This window comes from Planococcus sp. A6 (assembly GCF_028823615.1).
Classification (GTDB): Bacteria; Bacillota; Bacilli; order Bacillales_A; family Planococcaceae; genus Planococcus.
The window spans coordinates 1-16,762 of record NZ_JAPEHT010000029.1 but is presented as its reverse complement, the minus strand read 5'-3'; the positions used below and the strand labels follow the sequence as shown (position 1 = coordinate 16,762).

20 protein-coding genes are annotated in these 16,762 nt (G+C 48.0%); 19 read left to right on the top strand and 1 reads right to left on the bottom strand.

Annotated features, from left to right (window positions below; translation table 11 throughout):
• The first annotated feature begins 69 nt into the window (after positions 1-69).
• On the top strand, positions 70-1,659 hold the full coding sequence (locus ON064_RS06385; RefSeq protein ID WP_274624119.1) for an ATP-binding protein: 1,590 nt from the start codon (positions 70-72) through the stop codon (positions 1,657-1,659).
• A complete protein-coding gene (locus tag ON064_RS06380; RefSeq protein ID WP_274624118.1) occupies positions 1,659-2,327 on the top strand; it encodes a response regulator in 669 nt (222 codons plus the stop codon). The genes ON064_RS06385 and ON064_RS06380 overlap by 1 nt, the downstream gene beginning before the upstream one ends.
• Positions 2,328-2,438: 111 nt before the next feature.
• Here ON064_RS06380 and ON064_RS06375 read toward each other — a convergent pair whose 3' ends face one another.
• Positions 2,439-2,651, bottom strand: coding sequence for a hypothetical protein (locus ON064_RS06375; RefSeq protein ID WP_274624117.1), 213 nt, complete (start codon positions 2,649-2,651; stop codon positions 2,439-2,441).
• Positions 2,652-2,869: 218 nt separating this feature from the next.
• Between ON064_RS06375 and ON064_RS06370 the strand changes: the two genes are divergently transcribed.
• From ON064_RS06370 to ON064_RS06290, 17 genes are all read left to right on the top strand, one after another.
• A complete protein-coding gene (locus ON064_RS06370) occupies positions 2,870-3,877 on the top strand; it encodes a tripartite tricarboxylate transporter substrate binding protein (RefSeq protein ID WP_274624116.1) in 1,008 nt (335 codons plus the stop codon).
• Positions 3,878-3,996: 119 nt separating this feature from the next.
• Positions 3,997-4,455 carry a tripartite tricarboxylate transporter TctB family protein gene (locus ON064_RS06365; protein ID WP_274624115.1) on the top strand — a complete coding sequence of 153 codons (459 nt, stop codon included), beginning with the start codon at positions 3,997-3,999 and terminating at the stop codon, positions 4,453-4,455.
• 15 nt (positions 4,456-4,470) lie between these two features.
• The gene (locus tag ON064_RS06360; protein ID WP_121298709.1) at positions 4,471-5,973 is read left to right on the top strand and encodes a tripartite tricarboxylate transporter permease; all 1,503 of its coding nucleotides are present in this window, start codon (positions 4,471-4,473) and stop codon (positions 5,971-5,973) included.
• 11 nt (positions 5,974-5,984) lie between these two features.
• Entirely contained in the window at positions 5,985-7,364 is a 1,380-nt protein-coding gene (locus tag ON064_RS06355; protein ID WP_274624114.1) for an SLC13 family permease, read from the top strand.
• A gap of 138 nt (positions 7,365-7,502) precedes the next feature.
• A complete protein-coding gene (locus ON064_RS06350; RefSeq protein ID WP_274624113.1) occupies positions 7,503-7,889 on the top strand; it encodes a DUF302 domain-containing protein in 387 nt (128 codons plus the stop codon).
• A gap of 33 nt (positions 7,890-7,922) precedes the next feature.
• Entirely contained in the window at positions 7,923-9,041 is a 1,119-nt protein-coding gene (locus ON064_RS06345; protein ID WP_274624112.1) for an MBL fold metallo-hydrolase, read from the top strand.
• Between the two features lie 169 nt (positions 9,042-9,210).
• Positions 9,211-9,471: a metal-sensitive transcriptional regulator gene (locus ON064_RS06340; RefSeq protein WP_274624111.1), complete on the top strand. Its 261-nt coding sequence runs from the start codon at positions 9,211-9,213 to the stop codon at positions 9,469-9,471.
• Positions 9,472-9,631: 160 nt separating this feature from the next.
• Positions 9,632-10,111 carry a DsrE/DsrF/DrsH-like family protein gene (locus tag ON064_RS06335; protein WP_121298703.1) on the top strand — a complete coding sequence of 160 codons (480 nt, stop codon included), beginning with the start codon at positions 9,632-9,634 and terminating at the stop codon, positions 10,109-10,111.
• 29 nt (positions 10,112-10,140) lie between these two features.
• Positions 10,141-10,506, top strand: a complete 366-nt coding sequence (locus ON064_RS06330; protein ID WP_058382750.1) for a rhodanese-like domain-containing protein — start codon at positions 10,141-10,143, stop codon at positions 10,504-10,506.
• Between the two features lie 18 nt (positions 10,507-10,524).
• The gene (locus ON064_RS06325; protein WP_121298701.1) at positions 10,525-10,821 is read left to right on the top strand and encodes a rhodanese-like domain-containing protein; all 297 of its coding nucleotides are present in this window, start codon (positions 10,525-10,527) and stop codon (positions 10,819-10,821) included.
• 44 nt (positions 10,822-10,865) lie between these two features.
• Positions 10,866-11,423, top strand: a complete 558-nt coding sequence (locus ON064_RS06320; RefSeq protein ID WP_274624110.1) for a sulfurtransferase TusA family protein — start codon at positions 10,866-10,868, stop codon at positions 11,421-11,423.
• A gap of 39 nt (positions 11,424-11,462) precedes the next feature.
• Positions 11,463-11,858 (top strand): DsrE/DsrF/DrsH-like family protein, encoded by a 396-nt coding sequence (locus ON064_RS06315; protein ID WP_274624109.1) that lies wholly within the window; start codon positions 11,463-11,465, stop codon positions 11,856-11,858.
• A gap of 51 nt (positions 11,859-11,909) precedes the next feature.
• Positions 11,910-13,031 (top strand): MBL fold metallo-hydrolase, encoded by a 1,122-nt coding sequence (locus ON064_RS06310; RefSeq protein WP_211655212.1) that lies wholly within the window; start codon positions 11,910-11,912, stop codon positions 13,029-13,031.
• 52 nt (positions 13,032-13,083) lie between these two features.
• Positions 13,084-13,311 carry a sulfurtransferase TusA family protein gene (locus tag ON064_RS06305; RefSeq protein WP_068870419.1) on the top strand — a complete coding sequence of 76 codons (228 nt, stop codon included), beginning with the start codon at positions 13,084-13,086 and terminating at the stop codon, positions 13,309-13,311.
• A 200-nt stretch (positions 13,312-13,511) separates the two neighbouring features.
• Entirely contained in the window at positions 13,512-15,191 is a 1,680-nt protein-coding gene (locus ON064_RS06300; protein ID WP_274624108.1) for a SulP family inorganic anion transporter, read from the top strand.
• Positions 15,188-15,745, top strand: coding sequence for a carbonic anhydrase (locus ON064_RS06295; protein ID WP_274624107.1), 558 nt, complete (start codon positions 15,188-15,190; stop codon positions 15,743-15,745). The genes ON064_RS06300 and ON064_RS06295 overlap by 4 nt, the downstream gene beginning before the upstream one ends.
• Positions 15,746-15,975: 230 nt before the next feature.
• Positions 15,976-16,752 carry a sulfite exporter TauE/SafE family protein gene (locus ON064_RS06290; RefSeq protein WP_211655209.1) on the top strand — a complete coding sequence of 259 codons (777 nt, stop codon included), beginning with the start codon at positions 15,976-15,978 and terminating at the stop codon, positions 16,750-16,752.
• Positions 16,753-16,762 lie beyond the last annotated feature (10 nt).

Genomic DNA, 16,762 nt, shown 5'->3' with positions numbered 1-16,762 from the left:
TCTTTCGGCCGTTTCGGGATATGGTAGACTACATTTAATGAAAAACGGTCTATACAGGGGACAGGTGCCATGAAAAAATTATCGCTTCAAACCAAAATCATCCTGCTGACGACTTCGCTCGTACTGTTGACGACAGTGGTGTTCGGCGGGATTTTGAGCTATCAGGAAATTGCGGAAATCAAAGAGAACATCGGCCAACGCGCGCAGGAAACAGCGATCGGTATTTCGGCCATGCCAACGATTGTCGAAGCGATGGATGACGAGGAACCGGCTTTGCAAATCCAGCCGCTCGCTGAGTATTTGCGCAAGCAAGTAGGCGCCGAGTTCATTGTCATCGGCAATCGGGATAGCGTCCGTTATTCGCATCCGGATCCCGAAAAGATCGGCAAACGGATGGTCGGCGGTGATAACGAGCGCGCCCTCCAAGAAGGCAAAGTCTACGTATCCGAAGCATTCGGCTCGCTCGGCAGAAGCCTGCGTGGCAAAGCGCCGATCTATGACGGTGACGGACGCGTCATCGGTGTGGTGTCGGTGGGATATATGATTGACGATATCGAAGCGATCATTTTCGGCAATATTATGGACGTGATGGCGCTGGCTCTATTGACACTCGTCATCGGCGTCCTGGGCAGCATCCTGCTGGCGAAGAATATCCGGAAAGATACGCTCGGGCTTGAACCTCGCGAAATCGCCCGCTTGTATCAGGACCGGGAAGCTTTGCTGTCATCGATTATCGAAGGAGTCATCGCCATCGATAAAGACGGCCGCATCACAGAGTTGAACAGCTCCGCAGAAAAAATGCTCGCCATGGACCAAAGTTTTCTCCACACACCGTCCGATGACATATTGCCAGAACTCAGGATGGGCGAAACTTTGACGACAGGGAATTCATGGAAGAATAAAGAAATTCTCATTGGCGGGAGGTTTATTGTCAATCAAAAGCCGATTTGGGCAGAAGGGGAAATGGTCGGCGCCGTTTCGACATTCCGTGAAAAAACGGAAGTACAGGAAGTGCTGGAAACCCTATCGGAAATCCGCCAATACTCGGAAAGCCTGCGGGCGCAAACGCATGAATACGCCAATAAGCTGTACGCCATATCCGGGCTTCTGCAATTGGAAGAGACCGAGGAAGCGGTCCGGCTGATCCAGCAAGAGACCCATCATCATGAAAAGCAGACGAAGCATACACTGAATCATATCGAAGACAAAAAAGTTCAGGCAATTCTGCTCGGCAAAATGGGGAAAGCTTCTGAAGCGAAAGTCGAGCTGTCGGTGGACGAAAACAGTTCGCTCGCCAAATTGCCTGCTCACGTCGATATCTCCAAAGTCATTCACATTGTCGGGAATTTGATCGACAATGCCATTGAAGAAGTCGAGTCGAGCGACAGGAAAGAAGTGTCTTTCTTCATTACTGATATCGGCAACGACTTGGTCATCGAAGTCCAGGACAGCGGGCGCGGAATCGAAACCGGCAACCTCGACCAATTTTTCACGCAAGGATTCTCCACGAAACTTGAAAAAGCGGATAGGGGCTATGGTTTAGCGATCGTCAAACAAGCAGTCGAAGATTTGGAGGGCTGGATTGAAGTGGATTCGACGCCGCAGCACGGGACAGTATTCAGCGTCTTTATCCCGAAAAAAACGATGGAGGTGGCATAATGCTGCGGGTAGTGATTGCAGAAGATGATTTTCGTGTTGCGCAAGTGCACGAGAAGTTTTTAGCGAAGATTAAGCAAGTGGAACTGGCAGCGAAAGCGAAAGACTGCGCTGAGACACTGGCGGCGGTCAAGCAAGAGCGGCCGGATTTGGTGTTATTGGACAATTACATGCCTGACGGGCTCGGTATCGAGTTGATCGATGAGTTAAGGAAAGAAAGCCCAGAGACCGACATCATCCTCGTGTCGGCAGCAAACGAGCGGGAGTATATCGAAACGGCGCTGCGTAAAGGCGTAAAAGGCATCATCTTAAAACCTGCCGAACTTAGCCAATTCACTGCGACCATCGAGAAATACCGGAAAGACAGGGAAAAGCTGTCGAACCAAGAAACCATCGACCAGGAGTATTTGGATGAACTGTTCGGCGTTAAGGCGGTCAAAAAAGAAGCGCCAGTGGTCAAAGGCATCGATCCGCTGACGATGCAGAAAGTGCAGAAATTATTGGAGCAATACGAGGAAGGCGTAACGGCTGAGAAGATGGGCGAAGAGATGGGCGCTTCCCGCACGACCGCCAGGCGCTATCTGGAATATTTGGTGTCGACGGATGATTGCTATGCTGAGCTTGGATACGGGATTGTCGGCAGGCCGGAACGGAAATACTTTGTTAAATGAAGTGAAGGCGAGTGACAAGCTTCGGCAGACATACTTCTCTAGAGTTCTAAAAAAAGCAACTCCCTGAATTAGGGGAGTTGCTTTTTTGCATTATCGTTTCGTTGTCAGCAATCAGTCGGTGTGGCATTCGAAATGAGTCATTTGCCAACCGCTTTTCTCGATTTCGGGAAATCCGCCTAACTCATAGCAACGGTCGGCTGCTTCCGTCACTTCTACATAACTAAAATAGCTTTGTGCCATAATGGCGCTTCCAATGCTGAGAACTAGTATGATGCTGAGTGCAATGGCCGCCATGCCGGGAGTTGCATCTGGTAGGCGTTTCATAGTAGGCCTCCTTAAAGTTTACTCTCTAAACTCTAGCGTAATTACCTGTAGTTTCCTATAAATGAAATATCAGTAAACCAAGTCATTTATCATGAACTTTATGAACAAAATGATCACAAAAACCTTTATACAGCTTATTTTGCAAACGGTTACATTCTGAAAATTCGCAGTTATACTTCAACTCATAAGAAAACTACTTGAACTGAGGGGGAAACAAAATGAAAAAAACGATTTTTGCCAGTGTCTTGACTGTAAGCGCTTTAGCGTTCGCCGGGTGCGGATCCGAAGATGCGTCAAATACGGCAGGGGAAGACGGCAACTTTGAGCCGTCAAAAACGATTGAAGTGGTGGCGCCGGCCGGATCAGGCGGCGGTTGGGATACTACAGCCCGTGAAGTTGCCCGTGTCTTCGGTGAAACGGAAATCATCGATGAAAACATGACCGTCATCAACCGTGAAGGCGGAGGCGGGGCGATTGGCTGGGCTTATGTCCACGCAAAAGAAGGCGACGCCCACAGCATGTTCGTCGCTTCACCACCATTGATGTTCGTGCCGCTCAACGGCCAATCGGAACATGGCCATGAAGACTTTACGCCGCTTGCCAATATGATTGCAGACTACGGCGCGTTCGCTGTCCGTGAAGATAGCGAATTTGAAGATTTAAACGATTTATTCGACCAAATGAAAGACGACCCGGAAAGCATCACGGTTATCGGTACCTCCGCTCCGGGAAGCATGGACCATATGCAATTTGTCCGCATCGCCAAAGCGGCAGGCGTGGACCCGACAAAGATCAAATACGTTTCTGACCAAGAAGGCGGCGCTTTGACAGCGGTTCTGAACGGCTCGGTAGATGTCTTCTCCACAGGTGTCGGCGAAACGATTGAGCAAGTGCGTGCCGGCAATATCAAAGTTCTGGGTGTGACGGCAGAAGAACGCATGGAAGGGGAAGTGCTTTCCGAATTCCCGACAGCAATCGAGCAGGGCATCGATGAGAGTTTCGTCAACTGGCGCGGATTCTTCGGTCCTCCAGGAATGGATGAGGCAGCGGTCGATTATTACGAAGCCAAATTCCAGGAATTGAGTGAATCCGAAGAATTTGCGGAAGTCCGCGAGAAATACGGCTGGAACGAAATGTACATGGACAGTGAAGAATACAGCGAATTCCTCGAAGGCGAAAAAGAGGAAATTGCCGCATTGCTCGAGGAAATCGGATTAGGCCAATAAAATTCTCTTTGCAAAAGAACATATAGCTGCCTAGGTAGCTCAAAAGTAAAAAATCGACAAGTGAAACCGGATCTTTGGCATTCGGTTTCTCTCTTTTCAGTCAAAAGGAGGCGTTTCGTTTGCTTGCAACCATAAACCGGAAGTTAGGGCTGCTGATTTTCATTGTTGCGGCCGTCTATTTATATTTAAGTTTTCAATTGCCCAATTACGAATATGCTCCGATCGATGCGGATGTCATTCCGAAGGGCTTGGGCATCTTGTTATTGGTGCTGTCCGTCTTCCTGTTCTTTTCCCGTGTAGTGGAAACGGATGCCGAAAAGGCGAAGCGCAATATCCCGAAAAAAGAACTAGGGGTCATTGCCGCGGTATTTGCCATGATTTTTGTCTACATTCTATTGTTTGAAGCGATCGGCTTTATCATCACGACGACATTGTTCATTTTCTTCTGTTCGTGGTTTTTAGGTTATAGAGCATGGAAGACAAATATATTGGTCTCTCTTCTGTTTCCGATTGTTATGTATGCTATTTTCGTTTTCGCGCTGGGGATTGTCTTGCCGCGCGGCATCTTGCCATTTTAAGGAGGGAGTTTCCATATGGATGCATTTCAAGGTCTATTGACCGGTTTTCAAGTTGCCTTAAGTCTAGAAGGAATCATGTTCGTACTGATCGGTGTTATCGTCGGTACCTTGATTGGGATGATGCCAGGGCTAGGCCCGATCAGCGCCATTGCGATCATGATTCCGATTACATATGGGATGGACCCGGCACCGGCACTCGTCATGATGGCGGGCGTTTATTACGGGGCTGTATTCGGCGGGTCGACTTCTTCGATCCTGTTGAATGCCCCGGGGATTTCCGGAACGGTCGCTACAGCTTTTGATGGCTATCCGATGGCCCAGCAAGGGAAGGCTGGGAAAGCACTGGCCATTGCGGCGATTTCTTCATTCATCGGAGGAACCGTCTCGGTCGTCCTCCTGATGCTGCTCGCGCCGGCGCTCTCGAGCGTAGCGATTTCTTTCGGGCCGCCAGCGTATTTCGCCTTGATGTTCATGGGCTTGACCGCGATTTCCAGTCTTTCTGAAGGCTCGACGATCAAAGCGATGATCGCAGCCGTCGCAGGCTTCATGGTCGTCACGATCGGCATCGACCCGCAGACAGGGACGCAGCGTTTTACATTCGGGAACGTCAACCTGTTCGACGGATTCGACTTTTTGATCATCGCGCTCGGCCTCTTTGCGGTCGCTGAAGTCTGCATGCTGATCCTGAACCGCAAAAACCGCAGCTTGAGCGACGACCAGAAACTGGGCAGTTTGAAGTTGTCCAAGGCAGACTTGAAAGAAATGAGCGGGCCAGTCAGCCGCCAGTCGTTCGTCGGCTTTTTGCTCGGCGTCTTGCCGGGTGCAGGAGCGACAATCGCTTCTTTCATCAGTTATATTTTTGAAAAACGAATCGCTAAAAATCCTGAAGAGTTCGGGAAAGGGTCCATCAAAGGGCTCGCAGCACCGGAAAGTTCCAATAACGCCGCGACAAGCGGTGCGTTCGTCCCGCTCTTGAGCTTAGGGATTCCAGGTTCGGGTACGACGGCTGTCATGTTGGGTGCGTTCCTTGTGCTCGGCGTACAGCCAGGACCACTCTTGATGACCGACCGCCCGGAAATCTTCTGGGGCATCATCGCTTCCATGTATCTCGGGAACGTGTTCCTGTTGATCTTGAACTTGCCATTGATTCCATATTTGGCAAAAATCTTGAGCATTCCACGTCCTTTGCTGATTTCCCTCGTCATCATGTTTAGTTTGATCGGCGTCTATTCGATCAGCTTCAACGTCTTTGACCTATATATGCTGCTGGTATTCGGCGCATTAGGATTTGCAATGCGGATCTTTTCATTCCCAGCACCGCCATTCATCTTGGCATTTATCCTTGGAGGCATGATGGAGCAGGCTTTCCGCCAATCCATGACCATCTCCAACGGCAGCTTGAGCATTTTTGTCGATACTCCGCTTCCGCTATCCTTACTCTTGGTTGCATTGATTTCATTATTGGTTCCGGCATTCCTGAAATGGAGAAGCAATAGGCTGGCATATAAACAACGTTAAGGGGTGGGAAAGTGAGAAACTCTAAGCTAGTGCCGCGTGTTCTTGCTTTTCTGCTGGCCACCGGTTTTGCTCTTTTATGGATGATCGGCTTATTGGATGCTTATACGGATGACCAGAAATTGACGCTGCTATTGCTTGGCATCGCCATCGGTTTGTGGACGGTAAGTGCTATGCCGCTCGCCACTTCGAGTCTTCTGGTGCTTGGCCTGCTGCTGCTTTTCCGCCTGACGGAAGAGCCGGAGCAGGCTTTTGCCGGTTTTCTGTCGGATGCGCTTTATTTCATCCTGGCACTGACTTTGATTTCCAAAGTTCTGGTGAAAGCGAAAGCCGATCAAGTATTTGTCGGCGTGTTATTGAAAATGAGCAAAGGCAAAGTCCAGCGGCTATTGGTCGGCTTGCCGCTATTGATCGTCTTTTTGCCCATCCTGCTGCCTTCAGCTGTCGCCAGGTTCCGGATTCTGGAGCCGATCATCGAGCAAGTAAACGACCGTTTCGCACTCGGCAAGAGAAGCCTGTTCCGTCAGTTCAGCTTTTATGTTATCGGCATGATGAACCAGAACTCGACGATGATCGTCTTCACGGGCGGTGGATTCCCGATTTTAGCTGCTCAATTGCTGAGCGATTTCGGAGGCATCCAAATTTCCTGGCTCGGCTGGTTCGTTCGCATTGCACCGGCGCTTTGGCTGTCGCTGTTACTGGTCAGTTTCGGTGTCTGGTTCTTTTTCAAGCGCCGTAGCGGTGCCGGGCCTCAGATGGAACAGATGGAATTTGCACCTGCCGCCCGCTTGCCGGAACGATTCTGGTGGGTGATCATCCCGTTTTTCGGCATGATCATCAGCTGGATCGTCATCGATCAGGAACAGATCCCACTCATAGTCGCGCCTTTCCTATTGCTCGCTTATTATGCATTGCCGATGAATGGGCTAGTCGATGACCGGCTCGTCCGGGATTACGATTGGGAAACTTTCCTATTGCTCGGCGCCTCATTTTCACTTGGCTATTTAATAGAAGAAAACGGAACGGCCGGTGTCCTGGCGAGCCAATTAATTCAACTGCTGCCAGCAGGAATGGGCCAGGGGGTAAATATTATTTTTATCGCTTGTCTCATTTTCCTATTGCGCTTTTTGTTTGTCGTGCCTTCCACATCGATGATTGTCATTTTTCCGATCATCGTCAGTTTTGCAGAAATGTTGGGCTTGCCGATTTTGCCGATGGCGTTTTTATTGATCATGATCATCGGCGGCGTCACCATCTTGCCGATTCATTCCCCCACAACTTTCTTAGCTTTTCAAAAAGGAGCATTTTCCCAGCGTGAACAATTGCTCATTGGCAGTTTTTCAAGTGCTGTCATCACGGCAATCGCCATCCTGTTTGCGGTTTTCATCTGGTGATGGATTCATTCATAATTGCCAAAGCCAGCCTTCACAAGAAGGTTGGCTTTTTTGTCAGTAAAGAGGCCATATGTTTAGTCGGAAAAATAGGGGGTAGGGTAATTCTAGAAGCGATTTAAATAAGAGGAGGCAGAAAAAATGTTTGATTATACCGTTACGACTAGCAAATCTGTAGATGAAGCAGTTGCATCGCTCGAGGAAAACTTGAAAGAAGAGCAGTTCGGCGTATTATGGAACTTCGATTTGACGGCAAAACTTCAGGAAAAGGGACAAGACTTTGATACACCGTACAAGATCCTGGAAGTATGCAACCCGAAAGAAGCGAATACGGTACTCTCTGAAAACTTGATGGTCGGCTATTTCCTGCCATGCAAAATTGTCGTATATAAAGAAGGCGAAGAAACGAAAATTGGCATGCCAAAGCCGACATCATTGATCGGCATGGCAGAAGACGGCAGCAAATTGAATGAAGTGGCTGCAGATATCGAAAACCGCCTCATCAGCTGCATCGACCGAACCGCCTAATTTTCGAAAATTTACGAATGGAGGAGTTTTTTTATGACAGTCAAATTTACATCCGCTGAAGAAATTGCAGAAAAAGTAATGAACAATGAACCTGTTGCCATTCTCGATGTCCGCAGCAAAGAAGATGTGGAAAATTGGCATGTAGAAGGCAGTCAAGTTGAATTGCATAATATTCCGTTCAATAAAATAGAAGAAAGCAGCGAAGAAATCAACAAGCTGCCGAAGGAAAAACCGCTCTATACGATGTGTGCGAAAGGCAACACATCGAAGAAAGCGGCGGAGTACTTGCAGGACCAAGGATTTGAAAACATTATTTCCATTGAAGGCGGGATGGCTTCTTGGAGTGAACAATTGGAACCGGTGAAAATTGGGGACTTGAAGACTGGCGGCGCGATCTATCAATTTGTCCGCGTTGGCAAGGGCTGCCTGTCTTATTTGATTGAATCGGATGGCGAAGCGGCAGTGGTCGATGCGGCACGAATGACCGAACCGTATGAAAACTTCGCAAAAGAGCATTCGGCGAAAATCACTCATGTGTTGGATACCCATCTCCATGCCGACCATATTTCAGGCGGCCGAAAATTGGCCGAGCAGTTCGGCGCACAGTATCACTTGCCGCCGGAAGATGCGGATGAAGTGGTATTCGGTTATGAACCAGTGGAAGACGGAACAACCGTGGAAGTAGGGAAAGCCAAGATCAAGGCATTCTATTCGCCAGGCCATACGATCGGCAGTACCTCATTTATCGTCGACGATGAATATTTGCTGACAGGCGATATCCTGTTCATCGAATCGATCGGCCGTCCAGACCTTGCGGGGAAAGCGACGGATTGGGCAGAAGATTTGCACGAGACGCTTTATGAACGCTACGATGACCTGTCGAAAGACTTAATTGTTTTGCCTGCACATTATGCAGACGTCAAAGAAATGAACGAAGACGGCAGCGTCCACAAAAAACTCAGCGAGCTTTACAATCAAAATGAAGGGCTCAATATCGATGATGAAGAACGTTTCATCAAACGAGTGACGGAAAACTTGAAAGAGCAACCGAACGCTTATGAAGATATCCGTAAAACAAACATGGGGAAAATCACCCCGTCAGAAGACGAACAAAAAGAAATGGAAACCGGCCCGAACAATTGTGCAGTCTAAGCGGTGCCGGTTATACAAGGGTCCCCGCTGTATTGGCGGGGACTTTCCGTGTTAAAATAACTTCAGGCAAAGCGAAAAATAATCAGTGAGTTTTTCGTTTGACTTTATACCCTTAGGGGTATATTATTAAGCATAACAACTTCAATATATTGAACAGGAGGCTTGTCTGATGGAATACGATAAAAAGATTGAAAACCGCCTCAAGCGGATTGAAGGCCAATTGCGCGGAGTCATCAAAATGGTCGAAGCAGACGGTGAATGCCGTGATGTAGTGACCCAGCTGTCGGCAGTAAGAAGCGCAGTGGACCGGACGATCGGAGTCATTGTCAGTGAAAACCTGCAGTCTTGTGTACGCGATAGCTTGGAAAAAGGCGAAAATACGGAAGACGTCGTGAAAGAAGCGGTCGAGCTTCTCGTAAAAAGCCGATAAACAGTAGATATAGAAAAAAAGAAGTTTCCTGTTGACATAGCAGAATACATGCTTTAATATACCCTATAGGGTATTATAAAAAGTGCGACGCCACTATAAAACGTTCTTTTTTTTGGAATAAAATATACCCACAGGGGTAATTAATGGAGGAATTTACAGAATGGCAGAACAAAAGAAGACAACAATTGTACTTTTCAGCGGAGACTATGACAAAGCAATGGCCGCCTATATCATCGCAAACGGAGCAGCGGCTTACGATCACGAAGTTACCATTTTCCATACATTTTGGGGATTGAATGCACTTCGCCAAGAAAATCCGCCAGCAATCAAAAAAGGGCGCCTCGAAACGATGTTCTCAAAAATGATGCCGCGCGGAGCCGACAAACTCGGGCTTTCCAATATGCAATTCGGGGGCATGGGCCCGAAATTGATCAAGCAAGTCATGAAAAAACATAATGCAATGCCATTGCCGGATCTGATTGAAATGGCTCAAGAACAAGACATTAAATTGGTTGCCTGCACGATGACAATGGATCTTCTCGGCTTGCAAAAAGAAGAGCTCTTGGATGAAATTGAATACGCTGGCGTAGCCGCTTATCTTGGCGACGCAGAAGACGGCAACGTCAACTTGTTTATCTAACTCCCAAAAGTGGAAAGGATGAAGTATAGATGGAATGGTTGCTCTGGATTGCAGTCGGGGTTATTGCCTATTTCGCGATCTCCCGCTTTACTGCACCAACTAAAGGAATCAAGACAATGTCCACTGACGAACTGAAACCAGCACTCGGCAAGAAAGATAAGCAGTATATCGATGTCCGGACGCCTGCAGAGTTCAAAGCGAACCATATTAAAGGCTTCAAGAACATTCCATTGAATGATTTGCCGAAGCGTGTAAATGAATTGTCAAAGGACAAAGAAACACTGGTCATCTGCCAAAGCGGCATGCGCAGCAGCAGAGCGAGCCAATTATTGAAGAAAAACGGGTTTACCAATATAGTGAATATCAGAGGCGGAATGAGCAGTTACCGCGGATAATTTGAGGAGGAATTTAACATGAAAAGCATGACTACACAAGAAGTTCAGGAATACATCAAAAACAACCCTGAGGCATCGCTGATCGATGTGCGCGAAACAGAAGAAGTCGCTGCAGGAAAAATTCCAGGAGCCGTCAATATTCCACTTGGCCTGTTGGAGTTCCGCTTGCAGGATATCGATAAATCGAAAGAACATATCATGATTTGCCGTTCTGGCAACCGCAGTGGCATGGCCAGCCGGTTATTGGAAGACCGCGGCTATAACGTCATCAATATGGACGGCGGCATGATGAACTGGGAAGGCGACACCGAGTAATCTTCAACAACAGGCTCGGATTCATAAAAGGAGGAGAATGATTAATGGTTCAAACAGATAAAGTATTGGACGCTAAAGGGCTCGCATGCCCAATGCCGATCGTTAAGACGAAAAAAGCGATGAAAGACCTGGCTTCCGGTGATGTATTGGAAATCCAGGCTACTGATAAAGGGTCAACAGCCGACTTGCAGGCATGGGCGAAAAGCTCGGGTCATGAATACATCGGCACGGAAACAGAAGGGGACGTATTGCTTCATTACTTGCGCAAAGACGGTGCAAATGAAGTGGAAGAGACAATCGAAATTCCCGAAGTATCGCTTGCTGATTTCCATGCACGCGTTGAAAATGGGGATTCGTTGAACATTCTGGATGTCCGCGAGCAAGAAGAATATGATGAAGCGCATATCCCTGGCGTCAAGCACATCCCGCTCGGCGAAGTGGAGAACCGCATGAACGAATTGGACCAGAACGAAGAAATCTACATCATTTGCCATTCAGGCCGCAGAAGCGGAATCGCTGGCGACATGATGGCGAAAAAAGGTTTCAAGACTTTGTATAACGTAGTGCCTGGCATGCGTGATTGGACTGGCAAAACCGAGTAATCGGGCCAGTCCCCAAATTTTGAAGGAGTGTGTTCATTAATGACCAAGAAAACAGCAATCATCGCCTCTAACGGCGGATTATTCGAAGCATATAAAGTATTCAATATTGCAACAGCAGCTGCAGCAAGTGATCACGAAGTGTCCATTTTCTTTACATTTGAAGGCTTGAACTTGATCCACAAAGAAGCGAACCAGCAATTGCCGATGCCAGAAGGCAAAGAGCATTTTGAAGAAGGCTTCAAGAAATCGAACGTACCGGCTATTCCGGAACTAATCGAAATGGCGCAAGACCTCGATGTTAAATTTATCGGCTGCCAAATGACGATGGATGTCATGGGCCTTGAGAAAGACGCATTCGTTGACGGCATTGAAGTCGGCGGCGCAGTAACATTCCTTGATTTTGCACAAGATGCAGACGTGACACTTACATTCTAATCAATAGAAAAATTTTTTGCGAAAAAATATACCCCGGGAGGTAATTAGTTTATGTCAGTAAAAGCAATGACAGCGGCGCAAGTAGCCCGCAAAGTAATTGATAACGAACCATTGTTCATCCTTGATGTCCGCAACGGCGACGCATTCGCCGATTGGAAAATCGAAGGCGGCAACATCCAGTACTTGAACATTCCATATTTTGATTTATTGGACGGCGTTGAAGAAGTCATCGATCAATTGCCGAAAGACCGCGATATTTTGGTCGTCTGCGCCAAAGAAGGATCTTCCATCATGGTTGCAGATATGCTTGCGGATGAAGGCGTGGAAACGGCTTATCTATCAGGCGGCATGAAAGCATGGAGCGAGCACTTGGAGCCGGTGAAAGTCGGCGATTTGAAAGATGGCGGAGAACTTTACCAATTTGTCCGTATCGGCAAAGGCTGCTTGTCTTACATGGCTATTTCTGGCGGTGAAGCGGCAGTCATTGACGCGACTCGCATGACGGATGTCTTCTTGAACTTCGCGCAGGAAAAAGGCGCAGCGATCAAGCACGTATTCGATTCCCACCTTCACGCGGACCATATCTCAGGCGGACGCCAAATTGCACAAGCGACAGGCGCAACGTACTACTTGCCGCCAGCTGACGCTGAAGAAGTGGTATTCGATTATACACCGCTTGAAGGCGGCTTCGAAGCGGCATTCGGAAGCTCGAAAGTCGAAGCGCTCTACTCGCCAGGACACACAATCGGTTCGACTTCATTCATCGTTGATGATCAATACTTGATGACAGGTGATATCCTGTTCATCGATTCTATCGGACGCCCGGACCTTGCAGGGCTAGCGGAAGACTGGGTTGGCGATTTGCGCGAATCTCTATACAGCCGCTACCAAGCGCTTGCAAACGAATTGGTCGTTCTTCCGGCTCACTTCATGATTATGGAAGAATTGAATGAAGACGGCAGTGTCGCGAAAAAATTGAGCGACTTATTCAAAGAAAATCACGGCTTGAATATCGAAGATGAGCAGGAGTTCCGCGACATGGTGACGAAGAACCTACCACCGCAGCCGAATGCTTACGAAGATATCCGCAAGACCAACATGGGCAAGATCACACCAGAAGAAGAAATGCAGCGCGAAATGGAAATCGGCCCGAACCGCTGCGCCGTACGTTAAGTTTAATCAATAGCAAGTAACTATAATAAAACATTCTAAAGGAGAGATTTTGATGAACGCAGATAAAGTACTAGACGCAAAAGGCTTGGCTTGTCCAATGCCGATCGTAAAAACAAGAAAAGAAATGAAAGATATGGATTCCGGCCAAGTTTTGGAAATCCAAGCTACAGATAAAGGCGCATCAGCGGATTTGACTGCATGGGCTAAATCAGGCGGCCACGAACTCTTGGAACAGCAAGTCGATGGCGACGTGCTGAAGTTCTGGATCAAAAAGGGCTGAAGAGTGAAGGGCATCGAATGATGTCCTTTTCTTTTTCCCGTTTTTTAGCTGAAATTGTTCACACAATAAAAAATGACCGAAATAGCGGGAGCTGATGCGGATGTATCCCTCCTGCAGAATAGGCTTTTGCGATGGGCGATCATGCTTCATTGCATCGGTATGCTATAAAAGCGTTGCTTATTCGATAGGAGGGGTAAATTGTGTTGAAAAAATGGATTCCGGCTCTTGAGTGGCTGGGCAGCTATAAAAAATCAGACTTGAGCGGTGACTTGAATGCTGGCTTGATCGTTGCCATCATGCTCATTCCGCAGGGGATGGCATATGCGATGCTGGCTGGATTGCCGCCGGTGATCGGGCTTTACGCCTCGACGGTCCCGCTTATTATCTACGCATTGTTCGGAACATCGAGGCAGCTCGCTGTGGGGCCAGTGGCGATGGTCTCCTTGCTTGTGCTATCAGGAGTCTCGCTATTAGCGGAACCGGGAACGGACGAATACATCTCCCTAGTGCTGTTGTTGATGTTGATGATCGGGGTGATCCAGCTGCTATTGGGCGTCTTCAAGCTCGGCTTTATCGTCAACTTCCTGTCCCATGCGGTCATCAGTGGGTTTACGTCCGCGGCGGCCATCATTATCGGGCTCAGCCAATTGAAGCATTTGATCGGCGTCAGCCTGGAAGCTGATAAAAACGTCTTCCTGATTATCGGTGAGACGATTCGGCGCGCCGGGGAAATCAACCCTGCGACACTGGCCATCGGTCTGGGCAGTATCGTTTTGCTGATTCTCATGAAAAAATACGTCAAGAAAATACCAGGACCGCTAGTGGTCGTTGTATTGAGCATCTTGGCTGTCTATCTCTTCAATTTGAACGGGCTAGGGGTGAAAATCGTCGGGGAAGTGCCTGCCGGTTTGCCACCCTTATCCTTGCCTGCATTTCAGATAGATGCGTTGATAGCGTTAGTGCCGATTGCCTTAACGATTTCGTTTATCGGATATATGGAATCGATTGCGATGGCTAAGGCGATCGCAGCAAAAGAAAAATACAAGATCGACCCAGACCGCGAACTAGTCGGGCTAGGATTGGCCAATGTCGGGGGCTCCTTTTTTGCTGGCTATCCGGTAACGGGAGGGTTCTCCAGATCTGCCGTCAACTATCAGGCAGGGGCGCGCACACCGCTCGCGTCGATCATCACCGCCTTGCTGATTATCCTGACCTTGCTGTTCTTTACAGGCTTGTTCTATTATTTGCCGAATGCGGTGTTGGCTGCGATCATCATGGTCGCTGTGTACAGCTTGATCGATGCAAAAGAGCTGAAATACCTGTTCAAAGTGAATAAAGTAGACGGCCTGACATGGCTGTTGACGTTTCTTGCGACATTATTGATTGGCATAGAACAGGGCATCATTGCAGGGGCGATTTTTTCCTTACTCGTCTTTATCCGCCGCAGTGCTTATCCACACGTAGCCGAACTTGGTTATTTGCCGAAAGAAAAAGTGTACCGCAATACGAATCGGTATCCAGATGCCGAAACGGATCCGGAAATTCTCATTTTTCGTGTAGATGCCTCACTCTATTTCGCCAACATGACATTTTTGGAAGAGCAGCTTTGTAAGAGGCTCGCAGAAAAGCCCGAGACAAAATGGGTCGTCTTCGATTTCTCCAGCGTTAATTCCATTGATGCCGTCGCAATCCATGCGCTTGAAGACCTGATGGAGCAATGCCAGTCCGGCAAAGTGAGAATGGTCTTTGCAGGCATCAAGAATACGGTGTTGGATGTTCTGAAACGAGCGGATTGGGAACGTAAATACGGCGGTAGCATCCATTACATGAGCATTGAAGATGCTTTATCTTCAATCAAGGGCAGGGAGGAGCGGCTGTGAAAAGTGCAGAGCTGAAAAAGCAGAACGAAGAGTTCATCCAAAAAATCAAAGCTCAGGATCCATCCTATTTCGACGAGCTGAAAAAAGGACAAACGCCTGAATACTTCTTGTTGTCGTGCAGTGATTCGCGCGTCAGCCCTTCCATTATCATGCAGATGCCGCTTGGGCATATGTTCGTCCACCGCAACATCGCCAACCAAGTCGTGGAAGAAGACGAAAGCTTCTCTGCCAGTTTGTATTATGCAATCCGCCATTTGAACGTCAAGAAGCTTGTCGTCAAAGGCCATACAGGCTGTGGAGGTGTAAAAGCCGCTTGGGAAGGCAATGAAGAGCCGGAACTGCAGAAATGGCTAGCTTATATCAGGAGAGGCTTGCCGGAGAAAACTGGCGGCGGCCAGCCGACACTTGATGAGCTGTCAAAATTGAACGTGCTCAGCCAAGTGAAGCGATTGCAGCAGCATCCGGTCTATCGGCAATATGGAAAAAGCGTTGAAATTTCAGGGTGCATTTTTCACGTGGAAACCGGTGAACTGGAACAGATTTATCCACTATAGCTTTTGGAATATAAGAAATCAGCAGGTTTTCTTTTAAGGAAGATGGCTAATTTCTTATATTTCAAGCACTTTTTCATATTTCAGATGGATTCCGAAATGATTGCAGGAATGTAAAGTTTCCATTTTTTAAGCAAAATCACTTCACAAATTTACCCCCGGGGGTATAATAGGAAGTGACATTAAATAGAGGCAAGAAAAAGCACAGGGCTTTTTCAGAAAGGTGAGTTTCCATGAGTATTGATTTTATGATTGTTATTTTCTTGATCGGCTTTGTCGGTTCCTTCATCTCAGGAATGGTCGGAATCGGCGGATCCATCATCAAGTATCCGATGCTGTTATATATCCCGGTCATGCTGGGATACACGGCATTTTCAGCACATGAAGTATCAGGTATCAGTGCCATTCAAGTATTCTTCGCGACAATCGCGGGGGTATGGGCATACCGAGGCAGTGGCTATTTGAATAAGTCCCTTATCGCCTATATGGGCGGCGCCATTTTAGTCGGTAGCTTTATCGGAGGGTACGGCTCGACTCTCTTGTCTGAGTCGGCTATCAACATCGTCTATGCCATCCTAGCAACCATCGCCGTCGTCATGATGTTCATCCCGAAAAAAGGCTTGGATGACATTCCAGCAGATCAAGTGACATTCAATAAGTGGATTGCTGCAAGCCTGGCGTTCATCGTCGGAATTGCGGCAGGGATTGTCGGTGCAGCAGGCGCCTTCATCCTGGTGCCGATCATGCTGGTCGTCTTGCGTATTCCAACTCGTATGACAATCGCGACTTCATTGGCGATTACATTTATCTCATCCATCGGTTCAACGGTCGGTAAAATCGTCACTGACCAGATCCTGTATGGTCCGGCTGCAGTCATGATCGTGGCCAGTATCCTGGCAGCTCCATTGGGTGCAAAAGTGGGCCAAAAAGCGAACACCAAAGTATTGCAATGGATCTTGTCGCTGTTGATTCTTGGTACAGCAATCAAAATCTGGCTTGATATTCTATAAAAGCGAAAAG